The organism is Sphingobacterium sp. UME9, assembly GCF_014170215.1.
GTDB lineage: Bacteria > Bacteroidota > Bacteroidia > Sphingobacteriales > Sphingobacteriaceae > Sphingobacterium > Sphingobacterium paramultivorum.
Genome location: NZ_LZZP01000013.1, coordinates 271,667 through 298,077, shown reverse-complemented (window position 1 = coordinate 298,077; position 26,411 = coordinate 271,667). Strand labels below are relative to the sequence as shown.

Sequence of the window (26,411 nt, the reverse complement as noted above, 5' to 3'; positions counted from 1 at the left end):
CTAAAGAAATTAAATTGCCGAATGATCCATTCCCTCAACAGACGCGGCCGAACGACCTTTAATACGACCTGTTTTCATTAATCCATCGTAATGACGCATCAATAAATGAGATTCGATCTGTTGCAAAGTATCCAACACCACACCTACTAAAATCAATAATGACGTACCACCGTAGAAGTGCGCAAATTGATTATTAATACCAAACAAACTTGCAATAGCAGGTAGAATAGCAATGATCGCTAAGAAAATTGCACCTGGAAATGTAATATTCGATATTACGCGGTCTATAAAATTACTAGTTTCCAATCCCGGTTTAATACCCGGTACAAAACCTCCGTTCTTCTTCATGTCGTCCGACATCTGTTGTGGGTTCACCATAATCGCTGTATAGAAAAACGTAAATGCGATAATTAACACCGCAAATGTCACGTTATATGCTACAGACGTATAGTTACTCAACGAAGTCAAAAATTCCGACTGAAGATTTGGGAAGAACTGTCCTAAACTCATTGGCACAAACATGATTGCCTGCGCAAAAATGATAGGCATTACACCTGCAGCATTTACCTTTAACGGTATATACTGACGTACTCCACCGACTTGCTTGTTTCCAACGATTTTCTTCGCGTATTGTACAGGGATCTTACGAACACCTTGTACGATCAAGATCGTAAAGATCACAACAAAGAACAAAGCTACAAATTCAAGCAACAATGGAATTGGACCACCACCACCTTTCGCCATTCTAGAAACCCATTCCGCAGTGATACCACTTGGCAATTGAGCGATAATACCAGTCATGATGATCAAAGAAATACCATTACCGATACCTTTATCAGTAATTTTTTCCCCTAACCACATCACAAATAAAGTACCGCCTGTCAAAACTATAGCAGTTAGAATAGTGAATAATGGGTCAGCTATTGTCTTAGCACTTGGCTCGATTTGAGTACGTACATAAGCAAAAGCCTGAAGCAAAGTAATCCCTAAAGTTAAATAGCGAGTAATTTGATTCATTTTTTGACGACCACTTTCCCCTTCCTTCTGCATCTTTTGGAAGTAAGGAACCGCGATGCCCAGCAATTGAACAACAATGGATGCCGAGATATATGGCATTACCCCTAAAGCAAAGATAGCCGAACGAGAGAAAGATCCCCCCGCAAACATATCCAGTAAGCCCAATAAACCCTCTTTTTGACCAGAGGCCAAAGCATGAGGATTTACACCTGGTAATACCACGTGACATCCAATACGGTAAATCAAAAGAAAAAGTAAGGTATTTAGAATACGCGTACGTAAATCATCGATTTTCCAAATATTGGTTAAGGTTGTGATTAGTTTCTTCATTTATTAAATTTTAACGATAGAACCGCCTGCAGCTTCAATAGCTTTTTGAGCAGAAGCAGTAAACGCGTGCGCTGTTACTTCAACTTTAGCTTTCAATTCACCGCGACCCAAGATTTTAACTTTGTCATTTTTAGACACTAAACCATGAGCTTTCAATGCGTCGAAATCTACAGCTGTTAAATTGTGTTTCTCGATCAACGCTTGTAAAGTATCTAGGTTTACACCATTGTACTCAACACGGTTGATGTTTTTGAAACCAAATTTAGGCACACGACGTTGCAAAGGCATTTGACCACCTTCGAAACCGATTTTCGTAGAGTGACCTGAACGAGAACCAGCACCTTTGTGACCACGCGTTGAAGTACCACCACGACCAGAACCAGTACCACGGCCAATACGTTTGCTACTTTTTACTGCACCTTTTGCAGGTTTTAAATTACTTAAGTTCATTTTTAAACTAAATTGTGCTAGCCCTTCGCTCTCACTAAACAGGTACTAGCGATTAAAAAATAATGATTATTAATAACAAGTAATGGAAGAAGCCCAAAGACCTCTTCCATATGCTAATATTAAATAGTTTCGATAGCTACTAAATGGTTTACTTTACGTACCATTCCAATAATTGATGGAGTAGCTTCAACTTCTACTGAGTGGTTGATTCTTTTCAAACCCAATGCCTCAATAGTTTTCTTTTGGCGCTCGCTTCTGTCGATAACGCTCTTTATCTGGGTGATTTTGATTTTTGCCATGATAATTAACCGTTAAATACTTTATTCAAATCGACACCGCGGTGTTGTGCTACTGTATACGCATCACGCATTTCTGCTAAAGCAGTTACAGTTGCTTTTACCACGTTGTGTGGGTTAGAAGAACCTAATGATTTAGCCAATACATCTTTGATACCAGCAGACTCCAATACTGCACGCATTGCACCACCTGCTAAAACTCCCGTACCACCTACAGCTGGTTTAATCAAAACTGAACCACCAGAATATTTACCATATTGCGCGTGAGGAACAGTACCTTTGATAATAGGAACTTTTACCAAATTTTTCTTTGCGTCATCGATACCTTTCGTGATTGCTTCAGTTACCTCTTTAGCTTTACCTAAACCGTAACCTACGATACCGTTTTCATCACCTACTACAACAATTGCAGAGAAGCTGAAAGTACGACCACCTTTAGTAACTTTAGCTACACGTTGGATACTTACTAAGCGATCTTTTAATTCAATTTCGCTTGATTTTACTCTTTTTATATTGCTTAATGCCATTTCTTTCTATGATTAAAAGTCTAAACCGCCTTCGCGAGCACCTTCAGCCAAAGATTTGATACGGCCATGGTATAAGTACCCATTACGGTCAAAAACTACTTTATTAATACCTGCTGCTACTGCTTTTTCAGCCACCAATTTACCTACAGCTTTAGATTGATCAACCTTGTTACCAGATGCAACAAACTCTTTTGACAAGCTAGATGCAGCAACTAATGTTTTACCTGCATTGTCATCAATGATTTGCGCATAGATACCTTTGTTACTTCTAAAAACCGATAAACGTGGACGTTCAGACGTTCCAGCAAGGTTTTTTCTGATTCCTTTTTTGATTCTCTCTCTACGAGATGCTTTTTGTCCTGCCATGATTATTATTTTTTAGCTGATTTACCTGCTTTTCTTCTCAATACTTCACCTGCAAACTTAACACCTTTTCCTTTGTAAGGTTCTGGTTTACGGAAGCCACGGATTTTAGCCGCTACCTGACCGATCAATTGTTTGTCAGCACACTCTAAAGTGATTGTAGGGTTTTTACCTTTGTCAGCAGTAGTTGATACTTTAACCTCGTTTGGCAATACAAAAACAATCTGGTGAGAGAAACCTAAAGTTAACTCTAATACATTACCAGTACTTGAAGCACGGTAACCTACACCGACTAACTCTTGCGTAGTTTTGTAACCTTCAGTCACACCGTGAACCATGTTAGCCAACAGGGAGCGGTATAGACCGTGTAATGCTTTGTGTTTCTTTTGATCAGTTGGACGTGTTACAACGATATTACCCTCTTCTTGAGCAATCGTGATGTCACGGTCAACTTGTTGTGTTAATTCGCCTTTAGGACCTTTTACTGAAACTAAGTTTTTGTCCGAAATAGTAACAGTTACCCCAGCAGGGATAGCGATAGGCGCTTTTCCAATTCTTGACATTTCTTTGTGCTTTTACCTAGATTAATAAACGTAACATAAAACTTCACCACCAACATTTTGAAGTCTAGCTTCTTTATCTGTCATTACACCTTTCGATGTTGACAAGATAGCAATACCTAAACCGTTCAAAACACGAGGCATAGTATCAACGCTTGCATACTTTCTTAAACCAGGTTTACTCACACGTGTCAACGTACGAATAGCCGGAATTTTGCTAATTGGATTATATTTCAATGCGATTTTGATCGTACCCTGTACGCCATTCTCATCGAATTTGTAATTAGCAATGTAACCTTTATCAAAAAGAACTTTAGTGATCTCTTTTTTTAGGTTCGATGCAGGAATTTCAACAACCCTGTGGTTGGCCTTGATGGCATTCCTTACTCGTGTAAGGTAATCCGCAATTGGATCTGTAGTCATTATATATGAAAATTTGTGACAGCGGTTTCCCTCCCAACCATTGGTATGGGACCTTCTATCTGTTAAACAATTTTAAAATGCAAAAACCCCGGCAATCCTCAGTTGAATTGCCCGGGCAAAATTAAGTATTTTTTTTTAATTACCAAGAAGCTTTTTTCACCCCTGGGATTTTGCCATCTAAAGCCATCTCACGGAAAGTTACACGAGAGATACCGAATTGACGCATATATCCTTTAGGACGGCCAGTCAATTTACAACGATTGTGTAAACGTACTGGAGAAGCATTTTTAGGTAATTTATCTAATGCAACGTAATCGCCAGCAGCTTTTAATTCTGCACGTTTTGCCGCATATTTAGCTACCAATTTAGCGCGTTTTACTTCGCGTGCTTTTAATCCTTCTTTAGCCATTGTTATTAGTATTTTGATTTTTAAATGGTAAACCGAATTGTTTCAACAATTCTAAAGCCTCAACATCATTTTGAGCGGAAGTCACGAAAGTGATATCCATACCTTGGATCTTGTTGATTTTATCAATGTTGATCTCAGGGAAAATGATTTGCTCAGTGATACCTAAGTTATAGTTACCACGTCCGTCGAAACCTTTATCGTTGATACCGCGGAAGTCACGAATACGTGGAAGCGATACTGCTACCAAACGATCCAAGAATTCAAACATATTGTTGTCACGTAAAGTAACACGTGCCCCTACAGGCATACCTTTACGTAATTTAAAGTTTGAAATATCTTTTTTCGATTTTGTAGCAACGGCTTGTTGACCTGTGATTAAAGTCAACTCAGCGATAGCGTTATCGATTAATTTTTTGTCAGCTGTTGCAGCTCCTACGCCTTGTGAAACAACGATTTTCTCAAGTTTAGGAACCTGCATAATACTTTTATACTGAAATTTTTCTTGAAGTGCTTTACGGATTTCTTCCGCATATTTCACTTTTAATCTTGGTACGTAAGTCATTATTTAATTTCCTCCCCTGATTTTTTAGCGTAACGAACTAATTTACCATCTGCATTTAACTTACGACCTACACGTGTAGTTGCACCTGTTTTAGGATCGATAACAGCTAAATTAGAGATGTGAATACCAGCTTCTTTCTCAATGATACCACCATTAGGATTAGCTGCACTTGGTTTAGTGTGTTTTTTTACGATGTTAGCGCCCTCAACGATAGCTCTATTTTTATCCACTAAAACAGTTAATACTTTTCCTTGAACACCTTTAGAGTTACCAGCGATAACTTTCACTAAATCACCTTTTTTAATTTTGATTTTGTGCGTAGTTGTTTTTGTTTTCTGTGCCATAATTATAAAACCTCCGGTGCTAATGATACAATTTTCATGAACTGTTTCTCACGCAACTCTCTGGCAACAGGGCCAAAGATACGTGTACCACGTGGTTCATCATTATTATTTAATAATACAGCGGCGTTGTCATCGAAACGGATATATGAACCATCTTTACGACGGATTTCCTTTTTCGTTCTAACCACTACTGCTTTAGAAACGGAACCTTTTTTCACGTTTCCTGAAGGCATAGCGCTTTTCACCGATACAACAATCTTATCTCCGATTGATGCATAACGCTTGCGCGTACCGCCCAATACACGGATTACTAAAACTTGTTTAGCACCGCTATTGTCAGCTACATTAAGTCTTGATTCTTGTTGTACCATGTTATTTAGCTCTTTCTATAATTTCTACTAATCTCCAGTTTTTTGTTTTACTCAGCGGACGAGTTTCCATGATTAATACCGTATCGCCGATACCGCAGGTATTAGTTTCGTCATGAGCTTTAAATTTAGTAGTTTTTTTAACGAACTTACCATAGATCGGGTGTTTCACTTTACGTTCCACTGATACCACGATAGATTTGTCCATCTTGTTGCTAACTACTAAGCCGATTCTTGTTTTTCTTAAATTTCTTTCCATTTCGACTTTAAATTTTACGCCTCAGAGGCTGTTTCATTTTTAGCTGCAGCTTTGCGTGCACTGATCTCTGTACTGATACGAGCGATAGTTTTGCGTGCTGCTTTGATCACGTTAGGGTTCTCAATAGCTGAAACAGCATGTGCAAATTTCAATTTTGTAAGGGCTGTTTTCTCTTCTACAAGACGAGCTTTTAAGTCCTCATTAGATAATTCTAAAATTTCTGAATTTTTCATGTTTTTTCAGTTGTTATTTGGGTTATCATCGCTTTATATATAGCGTTAGGGGTAACGGCCCTAACGCTTAAATGATGACATTACCAAGATTTTTATGCTTCAACGTAGTCTCTACGAATCACAAACTTAGTTTGAACCGGAAGTTTTTGCGCTGCAAGGCGTAAAGCTTCTTTGGCAATTTCCAAAGGCACACCTTCTGCTTCAAATAACATACGGCCTGGGCGTACTACTGCTACCCAGTATTCTGGAGCACCCTTACCTTTACCCATACGTACCTCTGCAGGTTTTTTCGTAACAGGTTTGTCAGGGAAAATACGAATCCAAACTTGACCTTCACGTTTCATATAACGTGTAACCGCAATACGAGCTGCCTCGATTTGACGACTAGTGATCCATGCTTGCTCCATTGTTTTGATACCGAAAGAACCGAAAGCTAACTCCGCTCCACGAGAAGCGTTACCTTTCATGCGGCCTTTCTGCATCTTTCTGAACTTCGTTCTTTTTGGCTGTAACATGTTCGTATACTTTTTAAATCTGCTTTTTCAGCAGGTTTTTGTTGTAATCTAAATAACTATTAATCTTTTTTCGGACCACGGTTGTTTCCACCACGGTTTCCACCACGGTTGTTTCCACCGCGACCACCTTTGTTGTTACGGTTGTCACGACGCTCGCCACCACCTTCGTGGTTGCCACGTGATTTTACACCAGATGCTTGACCAATGTTTGGAGATAAGTCACGTTTACCGTAAACCTCACCTTTACAGATCCAAACTTTGATACCGATTTTACCGTATGTAGTCAATGCTTCAGCTAAAGCGTAGTCGATATCAGCACGCAATGTGTGTAAAGGAGTTCTTCCTTCTTTGTATTGTTCAGTACGCGCCATTTCAGCACCACCTAAACGACCAGAACACATGATTTTGATACCTTCTGCACCCATACGCATGGTAGAAGCGATTGAAGTTTTCATTGCACGACGGAATGAAATACGTGCCTCTAATTGTTTAGCGACACCTTCAGCTACTAACTTAGCATCTAACTCAGGGCGTTTGATCTCGAAAATGTTGATTTGAACATCCTTTTTAGTCAGTTTTTTCAACTCTTCTTTGATCTTGTCAACTTCTTGACCACCTTTACCGATAACGATACCTGGACGAGCAGTGTGAATTGTAACAGTGATACGTTTTAAAGTTCTTTCGATAACAACTTTAGCTACACCACCTTTTGCAATACGAACAGAAAGATATTTTCTGATTTTTTCGTCTTCAACTAATTTATCGGAATAGTTTTTACCTCCGAACCAGTTAGAATCCCAACCTTTGATGATTCCTAATCTGCTACCTATTGGATTTGCTTTTTGTCCCATTTCTCAATAAATTAGTTTTGTTCAACGTTTAATTTGCTATCAACTACCAACGTAACGTGATTTGAACGTTTACGAACTCTGTATCCGCGACCTTGAGGAGCTGGACGCAATCTTTTCAATTGACGACCGCCACCTACTGATACTTCTTTTACAATTAGTTCGCTTTCTTCCACTGATTTACCTTCGTTTTTGGCTTCCCAGTTTTTGATTGCAGATAATAATAATTTTTCTACACGAGCAGCAGCTTCTTTACTTGAGTGTTTCAAAATGTATAATGCATTTTCAACACGTTGACCGCGAATTAAGTCTACCACTAAACGCATCTTACGAGGCGAAGTAGGGCAGTTCAATAATTTGGCATCCGAAGCTCCTCCTTTTTGAGCTTTCTCTTGCTCTTTGCGTTGTCTAATTAAGACAGACTTTTTAAGTTTTTTTGTTGCTTCCATTACCTATTATTTTTTCTTTTCTGCGTGGCCTCTGAATGTACGCGTAGGCGCGAATTCACCAAGCTTGTGACCTACCATATTCTCTGTTACATAAACAGGGATAAATTTATTCCCGTTGTGCACTGCGAAGGTATGGCCAACAAAATCAGGTGAAATCATTGATCTACGAGACCATGTTTTGATAACTGACTTTTTGTTAGTTTCATTCATAGAAAGAACTTTTCTTTCTAAGTTGTGATCGATATAAGGACCTTTTTTAATTGAACGAGCCATTATTTTTTCCTTCTCTCAATGATGTAACGATTCGATGTTTTCTTCTTGTAACGTGTTTTGAAGCCTTTAGCTAATACACCTGTACGTGAGCGTGGGTGACCTCCTGAAGTACGGCCTTCACCACCACCCATAGGGTGATCTACTGGGTTCATCGCAACACCACGAACTCTTGGACGACGACCTAACCAACGTTTGCGACCTGCTTTACCTAACACTTGGTTAGATCTTTCATGGTTCGATACTGAACCAATTGTAGCAACACAAGTCAATAAGATCATACGTGTTTCGCTCGAAGGCAATTTGATGATGGCATATTTACCATCACGAGCAGACAATTGAGCATAAGTACCAGCCGAACGAGCAATTGAACCACCTTGACCAGGATTTAATTCAATGTTGTGGATGATAGAACCCAATGGAATGTTTGCTAATGGTAATGTATTACCAACTTCTGGGGCAACTTTATCACCTGCGATTACAGTTTGACCAACTACTAAACCAGCTGGAGCAAGGATGTAACGTTTTTCACCATCAGCGTAATGCAACAAGGCAATACGAGCAGTACGGTTTGGATCGTACTCGATAGTAGCTACTTTTGCAGGGATATCTTTTTTATCGCGTTTGAAATCAATTAATCGGTATACTTTTTTATGTCCCCCACCGAGATAACGCATAGTCATTTTACCGGAGTTATTACGACCGCCTGATTTCTTGTTGATTTTTACTACTAACGATTTTTCAGGAACGTTTGTAGTAACATCAGAGTAGTCAGCGCCTACTCTAAAACGAGTACCAGGGGTTACCGGTTTGAATCTTTTAACTGCCATTTTTTATTATATAGTACTGTAAAAGTCAATAGTTTCGCCGTCTTTAATAGTAATGACAGCCTTTTTATACTTAGGAGCTCTACCAGATACGAAACCTGCTTTTGTGTAACGGCTTTTTGCTTTACCAGCTACTACTGCAGTGTTTACAGCAAGAACTGTAACACCAAACATAGCCTCAACAGCTGCTTTAATCTGGATTTTGTTTGCTCTGTGATCTACTTTGAAAGCGTAACGGTTTAATTTCTCCGTTAACATAGAAGCTTTCTCAGTCAAGATAGGTTTTTTAATAATTTCCATATTACTTAGCTAATGCTTCCTCCAAAGATTTAACAGAATCTGTAGTCAACAATAATTTTGTTGCGTTCAATACATCATATGTATTTAAATCAGATGCAACAATAACTTTTGCTTTTTTCAAGTTTCTGCTTGATTTATAAACAATTTCATCGTAAGCTGGCAATACCAACAATGTTTTCTCATCAGCTACATTCAACGCATTGATTAAAGCAACATAGTTTTTAGTTTTGATAGCATCGAATTTTACTTCATCCAATACCACAATGTTATTATCTTTTGCTTTGTAAGACAATGCTGATTTACGTGCTACTTGTTTCAATTTTTTGTTCAATTTGAACGAGTAGTCACGAGGTTGAGGACCGAATACACGACCACCACCATTAAACAATGGAGATTTGATAGAACCCGCACGAGCACCACCAGTACCTTTTTGTTTGTGTAATTTACGAGTAGAACCCGCGATTTCGTTACGTTGTTTAGATTTGTGAGTTCCTTGGCGTTGGTTCGCTAAGTATTGTTTCACATCCAAATAGATCGCATGATCGTTAGGCTCTAACCCAAATACCGACTCAGGAAGTTGCACCTTGGCACCTGTTTCTTTACCTGATAAATTTAAAACTTTAACTTCCATCTCTACTATTTGTCTACGATTACATAAGAACCTTTAGCTCCTGGAATGGAACCACTAACAACGATAAGGTTTTGCTCAGCGTAAACTTTCAACACCTGTAAGTTTTGAACTTTAACTCTGTCACCACCTGTACGACCAGCCATGCGCATACCTTTGAATACGCGTGAAGGCCATGATGAAGCACCTAATGAACCTGGAGCACGTAATCTGTTGTGCTGACCGTGAGTCGCACCACCTACACCACCAAATCCATGACGTTTCATTACACCTTGGAAACCTTTACCTTTTGAAGTACCGACTACATCTACGTACTCACCTTCTTCAAAAAGAGTAACGTCAACTACGTCACCAAGTTGTTTTGCATCTGGGAAAGTTTTAAACTCTACCAACTTACGCTTAGGCGTTGTGTTTGCTTTCGCAAAGTGCCCTTTCAAAGGAGCTGTCGTGTTTTTCTCCTTAGCTTCGTCGAAACCAAGTTGAATTGCCGAGTAGCCATCCTTTTCTTCCGTACGTATCTGCGTAACCACGCACGGCCCGGCCTGAATCACTGTACAAGGAATATTTTTCCCATCAGCGTTAAACAGGCTCGTCATTCCTACTTTTTTTCCAATAATACCTGACATGTTGTAAATTAATTAATTAAAAGTCCTTCGAAGCAGTAGGGCTTCGCTCAAGACATACTATTCCCATTAAGGGACTGCAAAGTTACAAACATTTTTATAACTGTCAAATAATTAGTGAATTATTTTTTTTATTTTCTAGATCTTTTCTTTATCCGCGTCAAATTTCCGAATAATACCTATCCAGCTCTCCGCTCCGATTAAATCACCTCCAGAAAAATAAAATTACTTGCATTTATTTCTGCTGCCATACAGTTGTCACAGATCACCCTAATTTTGAACTATCGTACAACGCAGAAGGCGATGTATTGCTTACTATAAAAACTTTAAAATACGAGAATCATGAAAACAGAAATCATTTCCAAAAACGAGCTACTTCAGCATTGGTTAGGCCACAGAAACCTGACAAGACAGACTATTGAAAAATTTCCAGAAGAAGGATTGTTCAATTACAAAGTAGAAGGCATGCGCACTTTTGCAGATATGATTAAGGAGCTATTAGGTATTGCTGCGCCAGGTCTCCAAGAAATTGTCACCAACAAGAGCGGCGAACTCAATGAGAATCTCAGTTATTCGACCAAAGCACAATTGCTTCAGGCCTGGGATGAAGCTACTCCTCAGATCAGTGAATTGTTCAATCAAATTCCAGAAGAACGCTTTGCCGAAGAATTCAACCTATTCGGCCAGTACAAATCGCCAGTCATTCACAGCATCCTTTATTTTATCGATAATGAAATCCACCACCGTGGCCAAGGATTTGTTTATCTAAGATTACTTGGTATAGAACCTCCATTTTTTTGGGAAAGAGGGTAGTTAGTCACCTCCTCAAAAACTCATACTCGCACCGATTATCCATTGCGCCGATCTTGAGTCCGTGTTATTCCCACTATTTGAGCATCCTTCGATTTCTATTCGCCCCTCTTTCTGGTCTGATTCGTGCCCTATCGCACATAAATGCGGGGTGAGAAATGTCCATTCCTGAAAAAGGTTTACAAAAACCGAATATTAAAATCTTAAATTTAATATTATGAAAAAGCGTATGACAAAACGTAAATCAGGGGGACAGCAAGTTTACAGTGATAGCTTCAAGATCCTCGTTTCCAGAGAATACCTTGCCGGCAAGCTGAGTTATTCGCAACTTGCCCAGAAGTACAATCTTCCGGGGGAAGCCACTCCGCGGTATTTTATGAAATGGTACCAGCAGTGGGAAAACAATCTGGAGCTGGAAGTTTCCCAGACTGTTGAGCCAGAAGACACTGGGGTGAAAAATGAGCAGGATCTCAGGGATGAACTCTTCCAGGCGAACCTCAAAATTACTGCCCTGGAGATGTTGATCAAAAAAGCGGAGGAGCTCCATGGGGCTGATTTTGTAAAAAAGTCTGGGGCCAAATCGTCCAAGAAATGAAGTCGTGTTACCAGAATGTTTCGGTCTCCAGACTTTGTGGACTATTTGGCAGAACAAGGCAATCCTACTATAAATATATGGGCAGAGAACAGGAATACTCCGTTCGCAGCGGGCTTGTGCTGGCGCGGGTACGTGAAATTCGGAAGGACTCCCATCGCATGGGTACCCTTAAACTCCGCAGCATATTGGTCAAAGAAATGGGTAGTGCGATGGTTGGACTGGGAAGGGACGCTTTCTTCAGGCTGTTGCGCGAAAATGACCTTTTGGTCAAATGCAAACGCAGGTATGCCATCACCACCCAGTCCGACCACCGTTTCAAAAAGTGGCCCGACATTGTGCAGCGCAGGCAGGCCCTGCGTCCCGAGCAGATATGGGTAAGTGACATCACCTACATCCGCATCCGGGACAAATGGATCTACCTGTGCCTGGTCACAGATGCCTATTCCCGAAAGATCGTGGGCTACAAACTTACGCACAGGCCAACAGCACAGGCCTGTATATCAGCGCTCAGGATGGCAATATCACATAGAATGTATCCACAGAGCGATCTGACCCACCACTCCGATCGCGGCATCCAGTATTGCAGTACAAATTATGTCACTATATTGCAGGAAAATAGGATTACAATAAGCATGACACAATCCGGAAGCCCGTACGACAATGCCGTGGCAGAAAGGCTAAATGGCATCCTAAAAAGCGAATATCGCATGGCTGAGACCTTTCCAGACTACAAAACGGCACTTGCACAGCTGGTCAAGGCAGTCAATATATACAATCATTTTAGGCCACATATGTCCTGCAATATGATGTCTCCCCAGCAGGCACATCAGCAATTGCAGAACCAAAAAGTTCCCAAAATGTTTCAAAGACGTAACGCTGAGTCAAAAAAGTTCCGCAGCAAAACTAGGGAAACTGTGGTTAGGGAAAGGACAACCGATAACAGTCAGAAAACGGACAATGACAACCAAATCCAGTAGAAAAAATAGGATGTAAAATCTATATAGTAATCTGTTCGGTAAATGTAAACCTATTTCAGTATAAGACAAAAGAAGTACAACCGTGGTGACTCCGAGTTTAACTCGGAGTCACCACGGACTCATGTCAGACTCACCACGGATACAAGCTGACTCTGACACGAAGCAGGCTCGAACAGATACCGAAGGCATATCGAATCTCTGCATCCGCAGTTGCTCAAAAAACAACTGTAAATTAGGTTATGGATAGTATCTTTTAGATTTGTTCCAAAGCCGATGAAAGCAGACGCTTTACGACCTCTTTTAACGATTCGGGTTCAATAATTGTTCCTTTATCAGCAAACATCAGATACCAGCGCGCAAAGCCGTTCTCCATATTAATGCATTCGAAATGCATCTCTACATAATTATCGGTGACAGTTTCCTTTTGGAAACCAAAATAGTGACGATCCCATTCCATATAGCGGGCCATATCCTTATCTACTTGCACAACGACTTTTGTCGTGGGAACGTCATGACGTTTATTCAGAAAGAAAGATAACTCGGGATGCTCTTTTCCAAAATCTTCGGCAAGTATTCTAATATTGTTTATTCTGTCCAAACGGAATTGCCTGTAATCTTGTCGTAATCTACAAAAAGCGAGGACATACCAAAACTTGCTCTCCACAAAAATACCCACAGCTTCGATTTCACGCCTTTCTGGAGTTTTATCCGAAGGTTTGGAATAATAGATTTCCACACATTTTTTAGCAGCGATGCTTTCGATCAGTATATTGGTGCCATGGGTTAGCTTCTCATTGAATTGATGACGCCCACCGCGCACCAGAAAGTTATCCCCAACTAAGGCTACCTGTTCTTTTTCGTTACCCCGTAATATGGCTTTCATTTTTAGCAATGCTGTTGTAAAATGATGCGCAAGATTCCGATCTGTATACTTTTCCACCAGTTTCTCCGCTGCCACAAAACTCAATGCCTCCTCTCGGGTAAATTGCAGAGGTGGCATTTTATATCCCTCCACCAAAGAATAACCGCTTCCCGCTTCACCGTAAATCGGAATCCCTGCTTGCATCAGGGATCTGATATCACGATAAATCGTACGCGGACTTACTTCATAGCGTTCTGCCAAAGCAGCAGCAGTGACCACAGGTTTAGCCTGTAGATGCATATAAATAGCAAGTATGCGGTCGAATCTCTTTTGAATATCGGTCATTGGGATAAAAGTACAACAAAAAATACACCGATTTAAGCTTTAAAGTGCAAAGTTAGCTCTCAAACATAATGATAATTCGCTATTCGAAAACTACAATTACAACTATCATATTCTAAATTCATATCCATAGTCCAATCTTAATTTAACCAGGTATTTTTTTCCGATCGTGTAACTTCCAGTAACCATGAGCTCTTCTTAAGGTTCCAACTAGCTTCTGTTTAAATTTGGGTGTACCTGAGAAGTCTAATTTCTCTAAAAAGCTAATAAAAATTGTATTCTGTACCTTCTTATCAACCAAAGGCAAATTTTCGTTAAGAAAAGCTACCACAGCATCAAATAGATCTGAGTTGTCATCATCTATAGCTTTCTGAATATACCGTTTAAGACTTCCCATTTGTAAAGTAATAGAAAAACTATAATCTTCATCCAGAATTTCTTCTTCTAAATTTGGAAATATCCTAATCAAATCGGCGATAAATAAATCTTTATTTTTCATAGCACAATATCAAAACATATTATTCATATCTCTTCTAGCTCTATTTAAGTTGAATAATCTCAAAAATGGCAAAGCTTTAAATTATAAAGCCTTGCCACTAATCTTATCTTTGCACATAACATCTTTCTAAGCCAGCTTATGGATTCCGTCGAAAACAACTATATAACCCCACAATAGATGGAATTCGAGAAGTCTCCCTCCAGTGTATCCCACACACCAACATAAACATGGAGATCACCTGTTTTTCTGCTTATCTCCTCAAATTGCAACGAGCAGGTGCCCTGATTGACATTGGCAATAGAGGTTCTTAGATGCGACTCGGCATCTAAGCTTATCAATCCCAGATTGATTTTATATATGCTACTTTTATACTGATCATCTACAGTCCAGCTAAGATCAATCTGGTCGCCATCCAAGCTTACTTGACAGTTGGCTAATGGGGTAAGCGGACCCGAAAACAGCAATAGCTTTTCAAGGTTAACAAAAGGCTTATTCTCTTCATCTAATTCAAGAGTTTCTTTAAAAATGTGGCGCTGTGCCAATTGGAAAGCACCTACACGACTTCCCTTTTTCGCTAGAGACTGATAGCCAAACTCAAGAATTCTTTTATTCCATGCGGCAAACTTACCTGCAATTTTCTGTTTTTCTCTATTTAATAGCTCGGCCTCGCTAGGCGGAGACGTTCGTTTTCTTTTACCGCCGCGTATGATATTTTGGCCATTCAATAGGTAAGCATTCACCGAACCAAATTTCCCAACAATAGGGCCGTTCGGACCATTTTGTAAAATTGCCATAAAGTTTCTCTCCTTTTGTTTATAATTAATTGGTATATAAATTATTACCAAGATAACACCAAATTCCCTATTAAAAGAGGAGTAACACTATTTTTACTAGGGGTTAGCAGGGGGTTAACAGGGGTATTACCCCTGTTAACCCCCTGTTATACCCCTATAAAAGCCCTGTTAATATAGAAATTGATATAAGCTAGATATTGTTATGTGCACTAGATGAAAGAGCCTGTATTTGACAGAGAATAGGATCAAATACGACATGAAGAAACATGTCGTAAGATAGAGCGGGTTCAATCCTATAAAACAAAAAAAGTGAAGTACCTTACATACTTCACTTTTCCACATCGTGTTAATAACTTTGTTGAAAACTCAAAAAAAATAGCTCTTATTGCTTGATTACCTTTTCTCCAAGGGGCAACCGGTCATATCGCACCAATGTTTCTACATAGAAGAAATGGACATAGGTCAAGCACACACTATAATTACAAAAAACACCTTTTCATTTAGATAAATTGACTAAAGATATTCAATCAACAGCGAAGATGTCTTATCGTTAAAGTTTAAGATTGACAAATCAATGGTATGTCCAGTTAATAGCGCAGAATCTCCTGTAAAATCTCCATTTTCATAGAGTGTAACCTTAAAACCTTTTGGAATACTAATACTGCTCAGTTGGTCGTTCGTAACACCCAGTCCTTGCAAATCAGTAAGACTGTAACTTCCAATGCCAAGCTGTTTATACCAGCCACGGAAAGGAGTATCACCATACAATGTCACATCGGTCATAGGCGAAGTACTTAAAGATGGCCCATAAGAGTTAATATAGTAACGCAAATCAGTATATCTGTTGAAACTAGGATTTAACTTTTTCAGGAAACCGAACATCTCGCCTTTCATAATGGATGCCATCTGGACAAAAGCATAGCTGGATCCTGCCGCATTAAACGGTTTATTATAATCAGCTCTAGTTTTGTCAGGAGCCCATTCGGTGTTGACAAATTCAAGATGAATATTATTGTCAGGATCCAAGACATAAGGGGCCATAAAAGAGACCGCATCCCTAATAGATCCACCCAAGACTGGCGTATCATTGGGATTAATTCTTAAATTAACCCATTTTGTAGCACGGTGATTTACCAAACTATCAAGCATATGCCGGCCTCGTTTGATATAAAAAGTGCGACCAATCTGTCCGATAAACTCTAGATCATACACATGATAGGCAAAGGCATCCCTGCCAAGAAAATCTACGCTAGCCCCATCCGCACGATAATTTTTATTATGATGAGTACTAAAATCTGACGTCGCTTGGTTGATAAGCGCTCCATCATTCAGTATATAAGCGATATCAATCATCAACAGATTACGGATAGTTTCCCAATTATTGGTTCTGACCGATTGAGTTTTGTAAAAGTTATATCTTGTCCGTAACCAATTGTCGATCGTCATCCTGCTGTTAGCATCAATTTTTGCACGAATAAGTGAATATCCTGTAAGAAATGGAAGATATATACTTTCATCGGGAGTTTGGCTTGTTGCTGCGTTAACGGCTGCCCAAGAAAGAAGAAATTCCTTCGCCTTATCAACATATTGCCCTGCATTTGCCTGCTCCTGAAACAAAAAATATTGTAGCGCCAACGAATACACCTTAGCTGCATCAGTCTGCACTTTATTCTTGCCATCGGGATCTGAAATTTTTGCAACCGGAACAGGAACTGTATTCAATGCATCATTTGCTTTAACAGTAACTTGATTGTTTATTAGCGTTTGGGCGGCGGATAATGTTGCTAGATCAAGCTGAATGGAGTCAAAGGTTACTTTATCCATGACTAGGTTGCTATAAAAGTTTGGCCCCGATGCTGTATAATCAATTTTCAATTTTGGTCGAAGTCCCACATCCTGTGCTTCTTTAGACTGAAAGTCGGAATAAAATGAAGTAGAACCGGAGGTTTTTCGCTGTGCGACAATCTTAATAGACAATTTTCTGTCCGAATCCAAAGCTTCTTGAATCACTGAGGAGGGAATATCGAGATAGACAATTCCATTTGTAACTTTTAGTTTTCCATTGACTTCTCCAAGCTTTGTCCCTGTCGCTGGCGCATTATTCCAATTGATCGTTTTCTCACCCCAATCTTTTTCAAGCGTTGTGTAGTACAGCCACTTGGCATTTGCTGTATCCGCAGCACTGGAAACCCCACCAGCCAATTCAACACGTGCTGACTGTACACTAGCAACATTGCTGGGCAATGCGGTCAGATCAAAACGCAGATAGATATCCCTTCGATAACCTGGAGCATCATCTTTGGCAATCAGCCAACTATTATCACCATAATTGGTACTGGCGTTAGTCCCATCCTGAACATACGCATCTGCGACGGGCAAAAGGCTGACCTCATTTGCGGAATCAAAAGTAGCTGCTTTTTTTTGCAGCTGAGCAATAGAGCTTTCGGGCTTTAGCATATCCTTATGACAGGCCATCATTGCCGAAAGTGTGCTCATCAGTGCGACTGCAATGAATCTGAGTTTACTGTTTGTTGTTCTCATTCTTTGTTAGATTTATGATATTGGTAGTTTATAATTGGAACAATATGCCTCTAATACATCCGGGAGATGTAGATCATATTGTTTATCTATTGCTACTAATGGAACAGCCCTGAACAAGAGATCCTCCCAATGAAAATTTCTCTTGGCTATTTACCTCTTTTTAGCTCGCTCTGAAATGGATAGTTCTTTCCACGGCTACGTCCTTTAAAAACGATAAGAACTGAACCATCTTTCCATATCAAAGGAGCAGGATTTGATATATGTTTATGGTTCATGATCTATTGTGACCTAATAAAAAATTCGCTCTAAAAATTGTAGTATTCAATAGAATTATTATCATGTCTTTGAAACAATAAATCAAACATTGTTTCAAAGACTAGGCACTTATGATAGTTTCTATGGCTTGATTACCTTTTCTCCTTGGAGCAACCGATCATACCGAACCAATGCCTCTACATAATAGTAATCAGCATAGGTTAAAGGAACATCAACCTCTGTTTTATGTGGAATCGAACCAACACTATGTTTTAAAATATAGCCACCGGCTTCTTTATAATCTGCTTTGTAGGGTTTAGATGATAAAGACCGCAACATCTGCTCAGCCTTTGAGATATACAGCTGGCTTTCACCACCTGTTGTGTATTGCGCCAGTTCCAGCAAAGCCGAAGCGGTCACCGAAGCGGTCGACACATCACGAAGATCTTTCTGGCTATAATATTTACTATCCGGAGTAAGCTTGTTCTGGTCCATATCCCAATAAGGTATCAGATCTTTTGGAAGATTGGGATGATTCAGATAAAACTGTGCAATATGTCGAGCTTGCTCCAAATATTTCTTGTCGCCGGTCTCGCGGTACATCATCGTATAACCATACAGTCCCCAAGACTGTCCCCTAGCCCATGCAGACTCATCAAACGCACCTTGAGCAGTCTTTCTCGAAATAATGCTTCCATCCTTTGGATTGTAATCCACGACATGGTAGGAACTGTAATCTTTTCGGTAGTGATTGACCATCGTTGTATTGGCATGTTGCACCGCAATATCACGATAACGCTTATCACCTGTCATTTTGGAAACTTCCGTCAGAAACTCCAGGTTCATCATGTTGTCAATAATCACTGGGTAAGTCCAAGGCTGGCCATCCCAGTTTTTGCCCCCATCCCATGAACGGATAGTTTTGGGTGCTTCGTGGAAACGGGTCGCCAATGAGGCTGCTCCGGTACTTAAAATTTCCTTATAAGCAGCCGAATCTCCCGTCAAGCGTAATGCATTACCAAAGCTGCAGTACAACATAAAACCCAAATCATGTGTCCCCTTATTGTTCTTTTCCTTCTCGAGTTCCTTCAACTTACTTTTTGCTTCCGTTAATAGCTTCTCATCTTTGGTATATTCATAGAGATAGAGCACTGTACCGGGATAAAATCCAGAACACCACCAGCTTGAACCCCAATTCACATATTTACCATCTTTATAGGTTGTAGGCATATCCGATTCATCGATCGATGCTGCGAGGTAGGCGATCTGCTTGTGTGCATCTTCTAAATTGGTACGGACAAATTCTTTGTCAAGCCCCAATTTCACTGTCCCTAAGTTTCGCTGACTGGAACAGGAAATTCCCTGCATTCCTAGTCCGATCATTAAAGCCCCCGTAATATAGTGTTGTATCTTCATTTTATCCAGTCCTTAATCTTTTGCTTTTTTATTCTTTTTTCGTTTAATAACTTACATAATAGTCCTTGGGAAATTGCTCAGCATTCCAGCATTTTTGGGAAGTCCAGGGTTGTGGAGCACAGGTCCAGAACTCATCGTCTGCCGGTAACCCCAATGGCAAGAATGACAGAGAGGCCACATACATCGAGCCTGCGTTTGTATAGTAATCTGCGAGATTGGATTGTTTATCACCCACTACGCCCATACGCAGCCATCCTGAGGGTGCAAAGGTTTTGTCAATATAAATATGGCGGAGTATCGTGGTCAATGCGGCTCTGACCTGACCCTTCGAAATATCTTCGGGCAGCTTATTTTCTAGAGCAACAGTCGCTAGAGGCTGGAATGCGGCATTTTTATAAGTTGAGGAGCGTCCAACAACGACATAATGCCCTTCCGGAGAGATCATGCGTTCCAGGTGATGCGCATAACGCTGCATTCGTTTATAAGCTCGCTCATACATTTCCTTGTATTTTCCTCCCGCTGAAATGTTATGACGCAGTGACTCCACCTGCATACAATGGATCACATAACCATTGTAGTGGTCAAAACTAAAATGGGCACCATCACTATACCAGCCATCCCCCACATACCATTCCTGATCAAATTTATTGACCGCATAATCGATCTTTTCCCGTGCACATTCCTCTCCTATGCTGTAAAGAAATGTTTCTGTCATTGCCGCAAAAAGCAGCCAATTGCTCTCATTCGGTTTAATTTTGCGCAATAGTTTAAACTCTTCGACGACTCTTTGCTTAGTGGCCTGGTCCAAAGGCTGCCATAAAGCTTTTGGGGCTCTCAGAAAAGCCAGTGCAAGATGCGCTGCATCCACAAGGGTCTGAGATGAAGGTCCTCGCCAAGTAAAATAATCCGGCGATTTTGGATCTACACCATATTGTATACCCAATAATGCTTGGTCACGTAATTTTTTACGCAATTTACCTTCCTCGGTTGCGTCATCCGCTAATTCCAGCCAAGGTGCCATTCCAGCCAACAAACGCCCAAAGGCTTCCAGGTATCCAACGCCGGGATCCCTACTATCAAAAGTCGGGCTCACCTCCATCGGCATATTTTTACGCCATTGTTCCTTACTGATATTGCTCAATATGGGAGCTGCCATCTTGTGTAAGATAGATACCCAATAGGCCCGATCGTTCTCGCGGTAATTATTTCTTTCCGACGCGGTAACATTGGCTTTCGCTTCACCAGCAAAAGATGTCGCCAGGGCTCCCATCCCGGCACCGCCCAATAGTTTTAATAAGAGTCTTCTTTTCATTGACATTGGTTTATAACGAACACAATCGAAGTGTTACACAAAACATTAAAAATCTTTATTTTAACTAAAAAAAACAAACAAAAAGAAATCAATCGCTCGAGCAAACGATTGCATGAGCGATTGATAACAACTTCTTTACGAGGGAAGTCATTTAGTTTTCTTTTACCAACCTGTATTTTGTGTTAAACTGGTATTTCGTTGCCTTTCCAATTCAGGAATAGGCCATGTATAAAGCTGATCTCCTAAATAGGTGTATTTGTCTACTATAGCACCCCAAGGTTGTTTGTTTCCAGCGTTACCACTAAATACCTGCTCCTTCCAGGATTTCCATCTTAACTCATCAAAATAGATAACACCTTCTCCAAAAAGCTCTCTCCTACGTTCGTTACGAATTCGCCTGGTTAAATCGACTTTGCCACTCACAGTCGTCGCTGCAGAACTATTCAACAGCCCTACTTTAGCACGGGCGCGAACCTCATTGACTTTATCGACGGCAGGTCCTGTTTGTCCTTTTTCATTTAAGGCTTCGGCCCATAATAATAACACATCTGCGTAACGTATCACCGGATAATCAATATCACCTGCAACCCTGCTTGGAATAGGAGGTTTACCGCCTTCATATACAAATTTACGCGGCAGGTAGAAAAACTGACTTTCAATATCGGTCCTTAGGTCAAAAACATTGTTCAATTGCTCAATATGTGGCCATCTAGACGTGAACGTTTGATCTGCCGTACCATTCATTCCTACGAAAGTAGAGTAGGGTAAAATGACATTGGCACTTAAACGTGGGTCTCGATTTTCGAAGGCTTTCTTTAAGCGGGCCTCATTTCCATTTTGTAGATACAGCCCAAAATCAAGTCCTCGTTTTGGATCGATCAAATCTGTGTATTTAGCGGGTTTGTTATTGGCCTGCGCTACTTGCTGTACATTGTCACGTACGAAATAGATTTCTCTCTTCGCTGGTGCCATAGCGTTATAGCCCGGGATTACATCATCCCAGTTAAATTTACTGCCATCTTTGTTCTCGTATAAGTCAACAAAATCCGGACTAACCAAATAGCTGTCCCAATTGGAACCAAACGCTGAACGGCTACCAAAGTAGAATTGCATGGTCGATCCATAATTATCTAATGCAATGTTCTGAATGGAAAAAATCATCTCGTCAGATTTTTCGTTGGCGGCAGTGAATAAGGTCTTATAATCTGAAAATAGTTGATGACCGGAATCTTTAACCGCCTGAAAATCTGCTATCGCCTTATCCCAGTCCTGCAGATACATATACACTTTACCACGCAACGCATAAGCGGCAGACTTCGTGATACGACCAAAATCTTTACTTCCAGCCGGAAATTTAGTTGGCAAATTAGTTTCGGCAATACAATCACTCAGATCTTTTAGTATAAAATCCCAAACCTCTTTTTCAGTATTTCTAGGTTTAGTAGCCTCATTGTAATTTATCGGAGCGTCATATATAGGCACCCCTCTATACAATTGATTTAATCTGTAGTAATAAAATGCCCTTAAAAACTTCACTTCCGCCAATAGACGTGCTTTCTTCTCAGGTGCAGAAGGGGAAATGTTACTTATTCCATAAATTGCATCATTCGAACGATGTACACTTTCATATAACTCCTTCCAGACATCAGCAAAAAGTCCTGTTGAAGTATTGGCGGTAGCATTCAACAAGGGATCTCCTCCCCTAGGTATCAGCGTATTGGATAGACGATCATATTGGTAAAGCTCCCGATTATTTGTTCCGCCGGTTGAATATCCAAAACGCAATGCCTGATAAACTCCATTTACACCAAGATCGGTGTAGTTATCTGTTGTCCACATTTTGTCCTCAGGGACTTGCGTGTTTGAGGTGATATCCAATAAATCCTTTTTACAGGAACCCATTGTCCCTAAAACGATAGCCAACATGGATATACGCCCCAAGCACTTATTATATTGTTTGTAATGCGTAAATAATCTTCGCATACCTATAGTTAATATTTTCTTCATTTGTTCTTAGTATTAGAATCCAAAATTCAAACCGAATGCATATTGTTTCATCGTTGGATATTTAGCTCCAGCTCCGATTTCTGGATCAGCTCCAGGGAATTTTGTAAACATCAGTAGATTCTCACCAGAGAAGTATACGCGTAGATTACGTACATGCAGACGCTCGGTAAGCCTATTATTAAATGTATAACCGATTTGTAAATTCCTCAGTTTAATGAAGTCTGCATCGTAGAGGTAATAGTTGTTCGCTACGTTATTGATTGTTTCACCGTTATATTTTAAGCGCGCATAAGATCCGGTCAGATTTGTACGGGAGTCGCTCGGATTAGCAGGATCATAAAAATAATGGTCATCCGCCACCCGTTTTGAAATGCCATTTCCATCACGAACAATATTGTTGCTATAACCTTCATCATTCCAATAATATTGCAATTTACCTTCACCGGACCACAACATTTGTAAATCAAACCCTTTATAGGAAAATCCCAAATTAAATCCATAGATATATTTCGGAATATCGGAGGTTCCTGTGAAATCAAGATCGTTCTCATTGCCATAGATCTTATCTCTATTTAAATCTGCATAAAGAAAATCACCATAATAAAGTTGTTCTTTACCCAAAGTATTTACTGGAGAAAAACTATAACCCGCCGTTTTCATATCCTGAGCCCACTTGTAATCCGCTTCGGTACGGATCATACCATCCCGAGGTCCACCATTCGGATTTACCGATCCATCACTAGAATAGTAACTACCATCCCCTTTATAGCGCTGTCTTACATAAAACTCTCTATATGTATGCCCTTCCAAATTACGTTGGTTTGTACCAACAGCGTTGGATACCTGTCCAATATTGGTACTGTAGCTATTCGTACCATTGACATCATTCCAACCTCTTACCAACTGGCCTTTAAGTTTGGTCACCCGGCTTTTATTGTAAGCAAAATTACCACCGATATTGTAGCTCACTTCACCTATTTTATCCTTCCAAGTCAGATTGAGTTCTATACCACTATTACGCATAGCCGCCGAGTTGACAATTGGAGCAGAAGTATTGCCGGTTGTTAGCGGTAATTGTTCAGGAACCAATATTCCGGAGGTTAGTTTGTTATAGTAATTCACCTCGACATAAGCTTTATTCTTGAAAGTAGAGAATTCAAGTCCCACCTCTTTATTTTCACTTTCTTCCCAAGCTCACATCCTATTTCCAAATTTGCTCCGTTCCAAACCACTTACTTGTGACCCGCCGTAGGAGTAACCTACATTTCCATAAAAAGCAAGTGCCGGGAAATAATTCTCACTGTTTGGATCCCCGTTATTCCGGTCATTACCCAATTTACCCCAAGACCCACGCAACTTAACGTTCTGAACGTAAGGATCTAGGCCTTTCATAAACGATTCTTTAGAAAGCAACCAGCCCAAACCTACAGAAGGAAAATAACCGACCTGTTTATCCTTTCCGAATTTGGAGGATGCATCTCGACGCAAATTGAATTCTACCAGATATTTTCCATCAAAGTCATAATTCACCCGTCCGAAGAAAGACCGCATACTGGTTTCATATTCGTTACCATCAATGCTATTCATTTCATTTGCTGTACTGATATTAGAAATTGTTGGATCGATAACTCCTCTTTTTGATGCAGAGAACGTATACCATTTGGTTTGGAACTCATTATGCCCCAATAATGCGCCTATATTATGCTTACCTATAGTTGTTTCATAACGAAGCACATTGTCAAAAGTCAACGTACGAAGATTTTCATAGCTTTGAGAAAGCGTAAGATTAGCTGCCACACCGGCAGGGAAAACAATTGCACCAGTTGCAAAATTGTACTTATCTACAGGAATACTGCTACCAGTCTGCTCTCTGAAGCGTGTCAAATAGTTGAATTTGGTTTCAAAAGTTAATCCTTTGATAATTTTAACATTGGCAAAAATAGTGGAGTTAAAATTTGATACTTTATCCATTCCCTGAGGTTCATATAGATACTGCATCAGATTGTTCAATTGAACGGACTCTTCAGCGGCTACCGCTCCTCCAAATTTCCCATCATACATCGGATATACACCCGGGGTTGACTGCCTTAAGAAATTATACAGATTATCAACGTTTGCTTTTTTCCGATCTTCTGTTGATGCAAAAGTGTTTGTCCCAATTGTTAAACGGTCTCCAATTTTAGTGCTCAGATTCGTTCTTAATTCATACTTTTTGGCACCAGTGTTTTGCATAATACCTGGATTGTCCAAAATCCGTCCGGAAATCATATAATTGGTAGACTCCGATCCCCCAGTTGCGGAAATATTATGGCTCTGCAGCCAGCTCGAGTTATAGATCCAATCTGTCCAATCTGTATTTGGATAAGCAATATAATTTGGTAAACCCGAAGGAGCCATAATACCATTTGGATCCGCATTTGCTTTTCGCCATTGCTCTATTGTAGATTCTGCATACTTATTCGGTTTTCCCAGATTGAAGGTTCCTTCATTCATTAACTCCATGTGACGCACGTAATCCGACACAAACTCAGGTGTTCCCATCGGTTTGGTCTTGGAAAGAATTCCTGAATAAGTCAATTGAGTCTTTTGATTTGCCTTACCTTTTTTAGTTGTGATTAATATAACCCCGTTTGCCGCACGTGTACCATAGATTGAAGCAGAAGACGCATCTTTCAAAACAGAAATTGTTTCAATATCATTTGGATTTACCGCATCCATTGTTCCAACAATCCCATCAATAACAACCAATGCTTCAGCATTATTCATTGTACCGATACCACGTACGCGAATGGTAGCGCCATCGGCGCCTGGTCGACCAGTACCTTGTTTTACCTGAACACCAGCAGCAACACCGCTTAATGCCGTAGAAACATTTGTGACAGGCCTATTTTCAATTTGCTTTGCATCAATTGTACTTACAGAACCCAATAGCTTTTCCTTTTTTTGCTTTCCATAACCGACAACAACAACCTCATCAATAACCGAACTTGTACCATCCATAGTTACATTGACGACATTACGTCCATTGACAACAACTTCCTGATTTTGATAACCGATATAGGAAACGACAATTGTTGCATTGGAGCCAACTGACAATGAATAGGTACCGTTTGCATTTGTAGAAGTAGAAACACTTCCACCCTTTTCTCGAATCGTTACACCCGATAAAGGTGCTCCTTGACTGTCTGTAATCCGCCCCGTAATTGAAATTTTCTGTTGTGCCATACTCGCACCCACAGTAAACATCATCATAGCAGACAGTCCAACTTTGTAAAACTTTGCCATACTTTAGGAAATTAGTTTTATAATAAAAATTGGTTGTTTAATAGGTCAAAGATGAGTCTATAAGCAAATTAAGAGGGGTGAAATTCATAAATATTTGGGGGTAAAATCTTAAATT

At 40.1% G+C, this 26,411-nt stretch carries 33 protein-coding genes; 3 read left to right on the top strand and 30 right to left on the bottom strand.

The features are described from left to right. Window positions 1–9: 9 nt before the first annotated feature. The 21 genes from secY to rplC form a co-directional block, all read right to left on the bottom strand. Window positions 10–1,347, bottom strand: coding sequence for a preprotein translocase subunit SecY (secY, locus tag A9970_RS20305; protein ID WP_046674882.1), 1,338 nt, complete (start codon window positions 1,345–1,347; stop codon window positions 10–12). Between the two features lie 3 nt (window positions 1,348–1,350). Further along, window positions 1,351–1,797 carry a 50S ribosomal protein L15 gene (gene rplO, locus A9970_RS20300; protein WP_070570400.1) on the bottom strand — a complete coding sequence of 149 codons (447 nt, stop codon included), beginning with the start codon at window positions 1,795–1,797 and terminating at the stop codon, window positions 1,351–1,353. A gap of 119 nt (window positions 1,798–1,916) precedes the next feature. Further along, complete coding sequence (gene rpmD, locus A9970_RS20295; protein WP_046674880.1) at window positions 1,917–2,096, bottom strand: 50S ribosomal protein L30; 180 nt, start codon at window positions 2,094–2,096, stop codon at window positions 1,917–1,919. A gap of 5 nt (window positions 2,097–2,101) precedes the next feature. Continuing rightward, a complete protein-coding gene (rpsE, locus tag A9970_RS20290) occupies window positions 2,102–2,620 on the bottom strand; it encodes a 30S ribosomal protein S5 (protein ID WP_075990876.1) in 519 nt (172 codons plus the stop codon). A 12-nt stretch (window positions 2,621–2,632) separates the two neighbouring features. Next, window positions 2,633–2,995: a 50S ribosomal protein L18 gene (rplR, locus tag A9970_RS20285; protein WP_172392455.1), complete on the bottom strand. Its 363-nt coding sequence runs from the start codon at window positions 2,993–2,995 to the stop codon at window positions 2,633–2,635. Next, window positions 2,992–3,546: a 50S ribosomal protein L6 gene (gene rplF / locus A9970_RS20280; RefSeq protein ID WP_088160090.1), complete on the bottom strand. Its 555-nt coding sequence runs from the start codon at window positions 3,544–3,546 to the stop codon at window positions 2,992–2,994. The genes rplR and rplF overlap by 4 nt, the downstream gene beginning before the upstream one ends. A 21-nt stretch (window positions 3,547–3,567) precedes the next feature. Beyond that, on the bottom strand, window positions 3,568–3,969 hold the full coding sequence (rpsH, locus tag A9970_RS20275; RefSeq protein ID WP_223584601.1) for a 30S ribosomal protein S8: 402 nt from the start codon (window positions 3,967–3,969) through the stop codon (window positions 3,568–3,570). A 136-nt stretch (window positions 3,970–4,105) separates the two neighbouring features. Then, a complete protein-coding gene (gene rpsN, locus A9970_RS20270) occupies window positions 4,106–4,375 on the bottom strand; it encodes a 30S ribosomal protein S14 (RefSeq protein WP_028071569.1) in 270 nt (89 codons plus the stop codon). Continuing rightward, complete coding sequence (rplE, locus tag A9970_RS20265) at window positions 4,368–4,937, bottom strand: 50S ribosomal protein L5 (protein WP_046674875.1); 570 nt, start codon at window positions 4,935–4,937, stop codon at window positions 4,368–4,370. Before rplE ends, rpsN begins: the two co-directional genes overlap by 8 nt. Then, on the bottom strand, window positions 4,937–5,281 hold the full coding sequence (rplX, locus tag A9970_RS20260; protein ID WP_070570406.1) for a 50S ribosomal protein L24: 345 nt from the start codon (window positions 5,279–5,281) through the stop codon (window positions 4,937–4,939). Before rplX ends, rplE begins: the two co-directional genes overlap by 1 nt. A gap of 2 nt (window positions 5,282–5,283) precedes the next feature. Next, window positions 5,284–5,652 (bottom strand): 50S ribosomal protein L14, encoded by a 369-nt coding sequence (gene rplN, locus A9970_RS20255; protein ID WP_046674873.1) that lies wholly within the window; start codon window positions 5,650–5,652, stop codon window positions 5,284–5,286. Window position 5,653: 1 nt separating this feature from the next. After that, entirely contained in the window at window positions 5,654–5,908 is a 255-nt protein-coding gene (gene rpsQ / locus A9970_RS20250; protein WP_046674872.1) for a 30S ribosomal protein S17, read from the bottom strand. A 14-nt stretch (window positions 5,909–5,922) separates the two neighbouring features. After that, window positions 5,923–6,141 carry a 50S ribosomal protein L29 gene (gene rpmC / locus A9970_RS20245; RefSeq protein ID WP_046674871.1) on the bottom strand — a complete coding sequence of 73 codons (219 nt, stop codon included), beginning with the start codon at window positions 6,139–6,141 and terminating at the stop codon, window positions 5,923–5,925. 92 nt (window positions 6,142–6,233) lie between these two features. Continuing rightward, window positions 6,234–6,656, bottom strand: a complete 423-nt coding sequence (rplP, locus tag A9970_RS20240; protein ID WP_046674870.1) for a 50S ribosomal protein L16 — start codon at window positions 6,654–6,656, stop codon at window positions 6,234–6,236. Window positions 6,657–6,715: 59 nt separating this feature from the next. After that, window positions 6,716–7,507 (bottom strand): 30S ribosomal protein S3, encoded by a 792-nt coding sequence (rpsC, locus tag A9970_RS20235; protein ID WP_075990875.1) that lies wholly within the window; start codon window positions 7,505–7,507, stop codon window positions 6,716–6,718. An 11-nt stretch (window positions 7,508–7,518) separates the two neighbouring features. Beyond that, window positions 7,519–7,953, bottom strand: a complete 435-nt coding sequence (rplV, locus tag A9970_RS20230; RefSeq protein ID WP_070570408.1) for a 50S ribosomal protein L22 — start codon at window positions 7,951–7,953, stop codon at window positions 7,519–7,521. A 6-nt stretch (window positions 7,954–7,959) separates the two neighbouring features. Beyond that, the gene (rpsS, locus tag A9970_RS20225) at window positions 7,960–8,226 is read right to left on the bottom strand and encodes a 30S ribosomal protein S19 (protein ID WP_002997495.1); all 267 of its coding nucleotides are present in this window, start codon (window positions 8,224–8,226) and stop codon (window positions 7,960–7,962) included. Continuing rightward, window positions 8,226–9,053 carry a 50S ribosomal protein L2 gene (gene rplB, locus A9970_RS20220; RefSeq protein ID WP_046674867.1) on the bottom strand — a complete coding sequence of 276 codons (828 nt, stop codon included), beginning with the start codon at window positions 9,051–9,053 and terminating at the stop codon, window positions 8,226–8,228. The genes rpsS and rplB overlap by 1 nt, the downstream gene beginning before the upstream one ends. Before the next feature lie 6 nt (window positions 9,054–9,059). After that, window positions 9,060–9,350: a 50S ribosomal protein L23 gene (gene rplW, locus A9970_RS20215; protein ID WP_075990874.1), complete on the bottom strand. Its 291-nt coding sequence runs from the start codon at window positions 9,348–9,350 to the stop codon at window positions 9,060–9,062. A 1-nt stretch (window position 9,351) separates the two neighbouring features. After that, on the bottom strand, window positions 9,352–9,981 hold the full coding sequence (rplD, locus tag A9970_RS20210; RefSeq protein ID WP_075990873.1) for a 50S ribosomal protein L4: 630 nt from the start codon (window positions 9,979–9,981) through the stop codon (window positions 9,352–9,354). A 5-nt stretch (window positions 9,982–9,986) separates the two neighbouring features. Next, entirely contained in the window at window positions 9,987–10,604 is a 618-nt protein-coding gene (gene rplC / locus A9970_RS20205) for a 50S ribosomal protein L3 (RefSeq protein WP_046674864.1), read from the bottom strand. Window positions 10,605–10,943: 339 nt separating this feature from the next. Here rplC and A9970_RS20200 point away from each other — a divergent pair, with 339 nt between their 5' ends. From A9970_RS20200 to A9970_RS20190, 3 genes are all read left to right on the top strand, one after another. Continuing rightward, window positions 10,944–11,414, top strand: coding sequence for a DinB family protein (locus tag A9970_RS20200; RefSeq protein WP_075990872.1), 471 nt, complete (start codon window positions 10,944–10,946; stop codon window positions 11,412–11,414). A gap of 214 nt (window positions 11,415–11,628) precedes the next feature. Further along, window positions 11,629–12,006 (top strand): hypothetical protein, encoded by a 378-nt coding sequence (locus tag A9970_RS20195; RefSeq protein WP_075993755.1) that lies wholly within the window; start codon window positions 11,629–11,631, stop codon window positions 12,004–12,006. After that, a complete protein-coding gene (locus A9970_RS20190; RefSeq protein WP_182983485.1) occupies window positions 12,003–12,983 on the top strand; it encodes an IS3 family transposase in 981 nt (326 codons plus the stop codon). Before A9970_RS20195 ends, A9970_RS20190 begins: the two co-directional genes overlap by 4 nt. A 253-nt stretch (window positions 12,984–13,236) precedes the next feature. On the opposite strand, the gene A9970_RS20185 is transcribed toward A9970_RS20190, so the two are convergent. The 9 genes from A9970_RS20185 to A9970_RS28745 all read right to left on the bottom strand — a co-directional run bounded on the left by A9970_RS20185 (window position 13,237) and on the right by A9970_RS28745 (window position 26,296). Next, on the bottom strand, window positions 13,237–14,190 hold the full coding sequence (locus A9970_RS20185; RefSeq protein WP_075990871.1) for a YafY family protein: 954 nt from the start codon (window positions 14,188–14,190) through the stop codon (window positions 13,237–13,239). Between the two features lie 142 nt (window positions 14,191–14,332). Continuing rightward, the gene (locus A9970_RS20180) at window positions 14,333–14,686 is read right to left on the bottom strand and encodes a hypothetical protein (RefSeq protein WP_088160088.1); all 354 of its coding nucleotides are present in this window, start codon (window positions 14,684–14,686) and stop codon (window positions 14,333–14,335) included. A 158-nt stretch (window positions 14,687–14,844) separates the two neighbouring features. Next, window positions 14,845–15,480 (bottom strand): hypothetical protein, encoded by a 636-nt coding sequence (locus A9970_RS20175; protein ID WP_088160087.1) that lies wholly within the window; start codon window positions 15,478–15,480, stop codon window positions 14,845–14,847. 513 nt (window positions 15,481–15,993) lie between these two features. Further along, window positions 15,994–18,021 carry a DNRLRE domain-containing protein gene (locus A9970_RS20170; protein ID WP_182983484.1) on the bottom strand — a complete coding sequence of 676 codons (2,028 nt, stop codon included), beginning with the start codon at window positions 18,019–18,021 and terminating at the stop codon, window positions 15,994–15,996. A gap of 396 nt (window positions 18,022–18,417) precedes the next feature. Then, the gene (locus A9970_RS20165) at window positions 18,418–19,692 is read right to left on the bottom strand and encodes a glycoside hydrolase family 88 protein (protein WP_182983483.1); all 1,275 of its coding nucleotides are present in this window, start codon (window positions 19,690–19,692) and stop codon (window positions 18,418–18,420) included. A gap of 43 nt (window positions 19,693–19,735) precedes the next feature. Continuing rightward, on the bottom strand, window positions 19,736–21,004 hold the full coding sequence (locus tag A9970_RS20160) for a DUF2264 domain-containing protein (RefSeq protein WP_182983482.1): 1,269 nt from the start codon (window positions 21,002–21,004) through the stop codon (window positions 19,736–19,738). Between the two features lie 162 nt (window positions 21,005–21,166). After that, on the bottom strand, window positions 21,167–23,011 hold the full coding sequence (locus tag A9970_RS20155) for a RagB/SusD family nutrient uptake outer membrane protein (RefSeq protein WP_182983481.1): 1,845 nt from the start codon (window positions 23,009–23,011) through the stop codon (window positions 21,167–21,169). 12 nt (window positions 23,012–23,023) lie between these two features. Continuing rightward, on the bottom strand, window positions 23,024–24,178 hold the full coding sequence (locus A9970_RS28750; RefSeq protein ID WP_376781342.1) for a hypothetical protein: 1,155 nt from the start codon (window positions 24,176–24,178) through the stop codon (window positions 23,024–23,026). 27 nt (window positions 24,179–24,205) lie between these two features. After that, the gene (locus tag A9970_RS28745) at window positions 24,206–26,296 is read right to left on the bottom strand and encodes a SusC/RagA family TonB-linked outer membrane protein (RefSeq protein WP_259655446.1); all 2,091 of its coding nucleotides are present in this window, start codon (window positions 26,294–26,296) and stop codon (window positions 24,206–24,208) included. Between the last annotated feature and the right edge of the window lie 115 nt (window positions 26,297–26,411).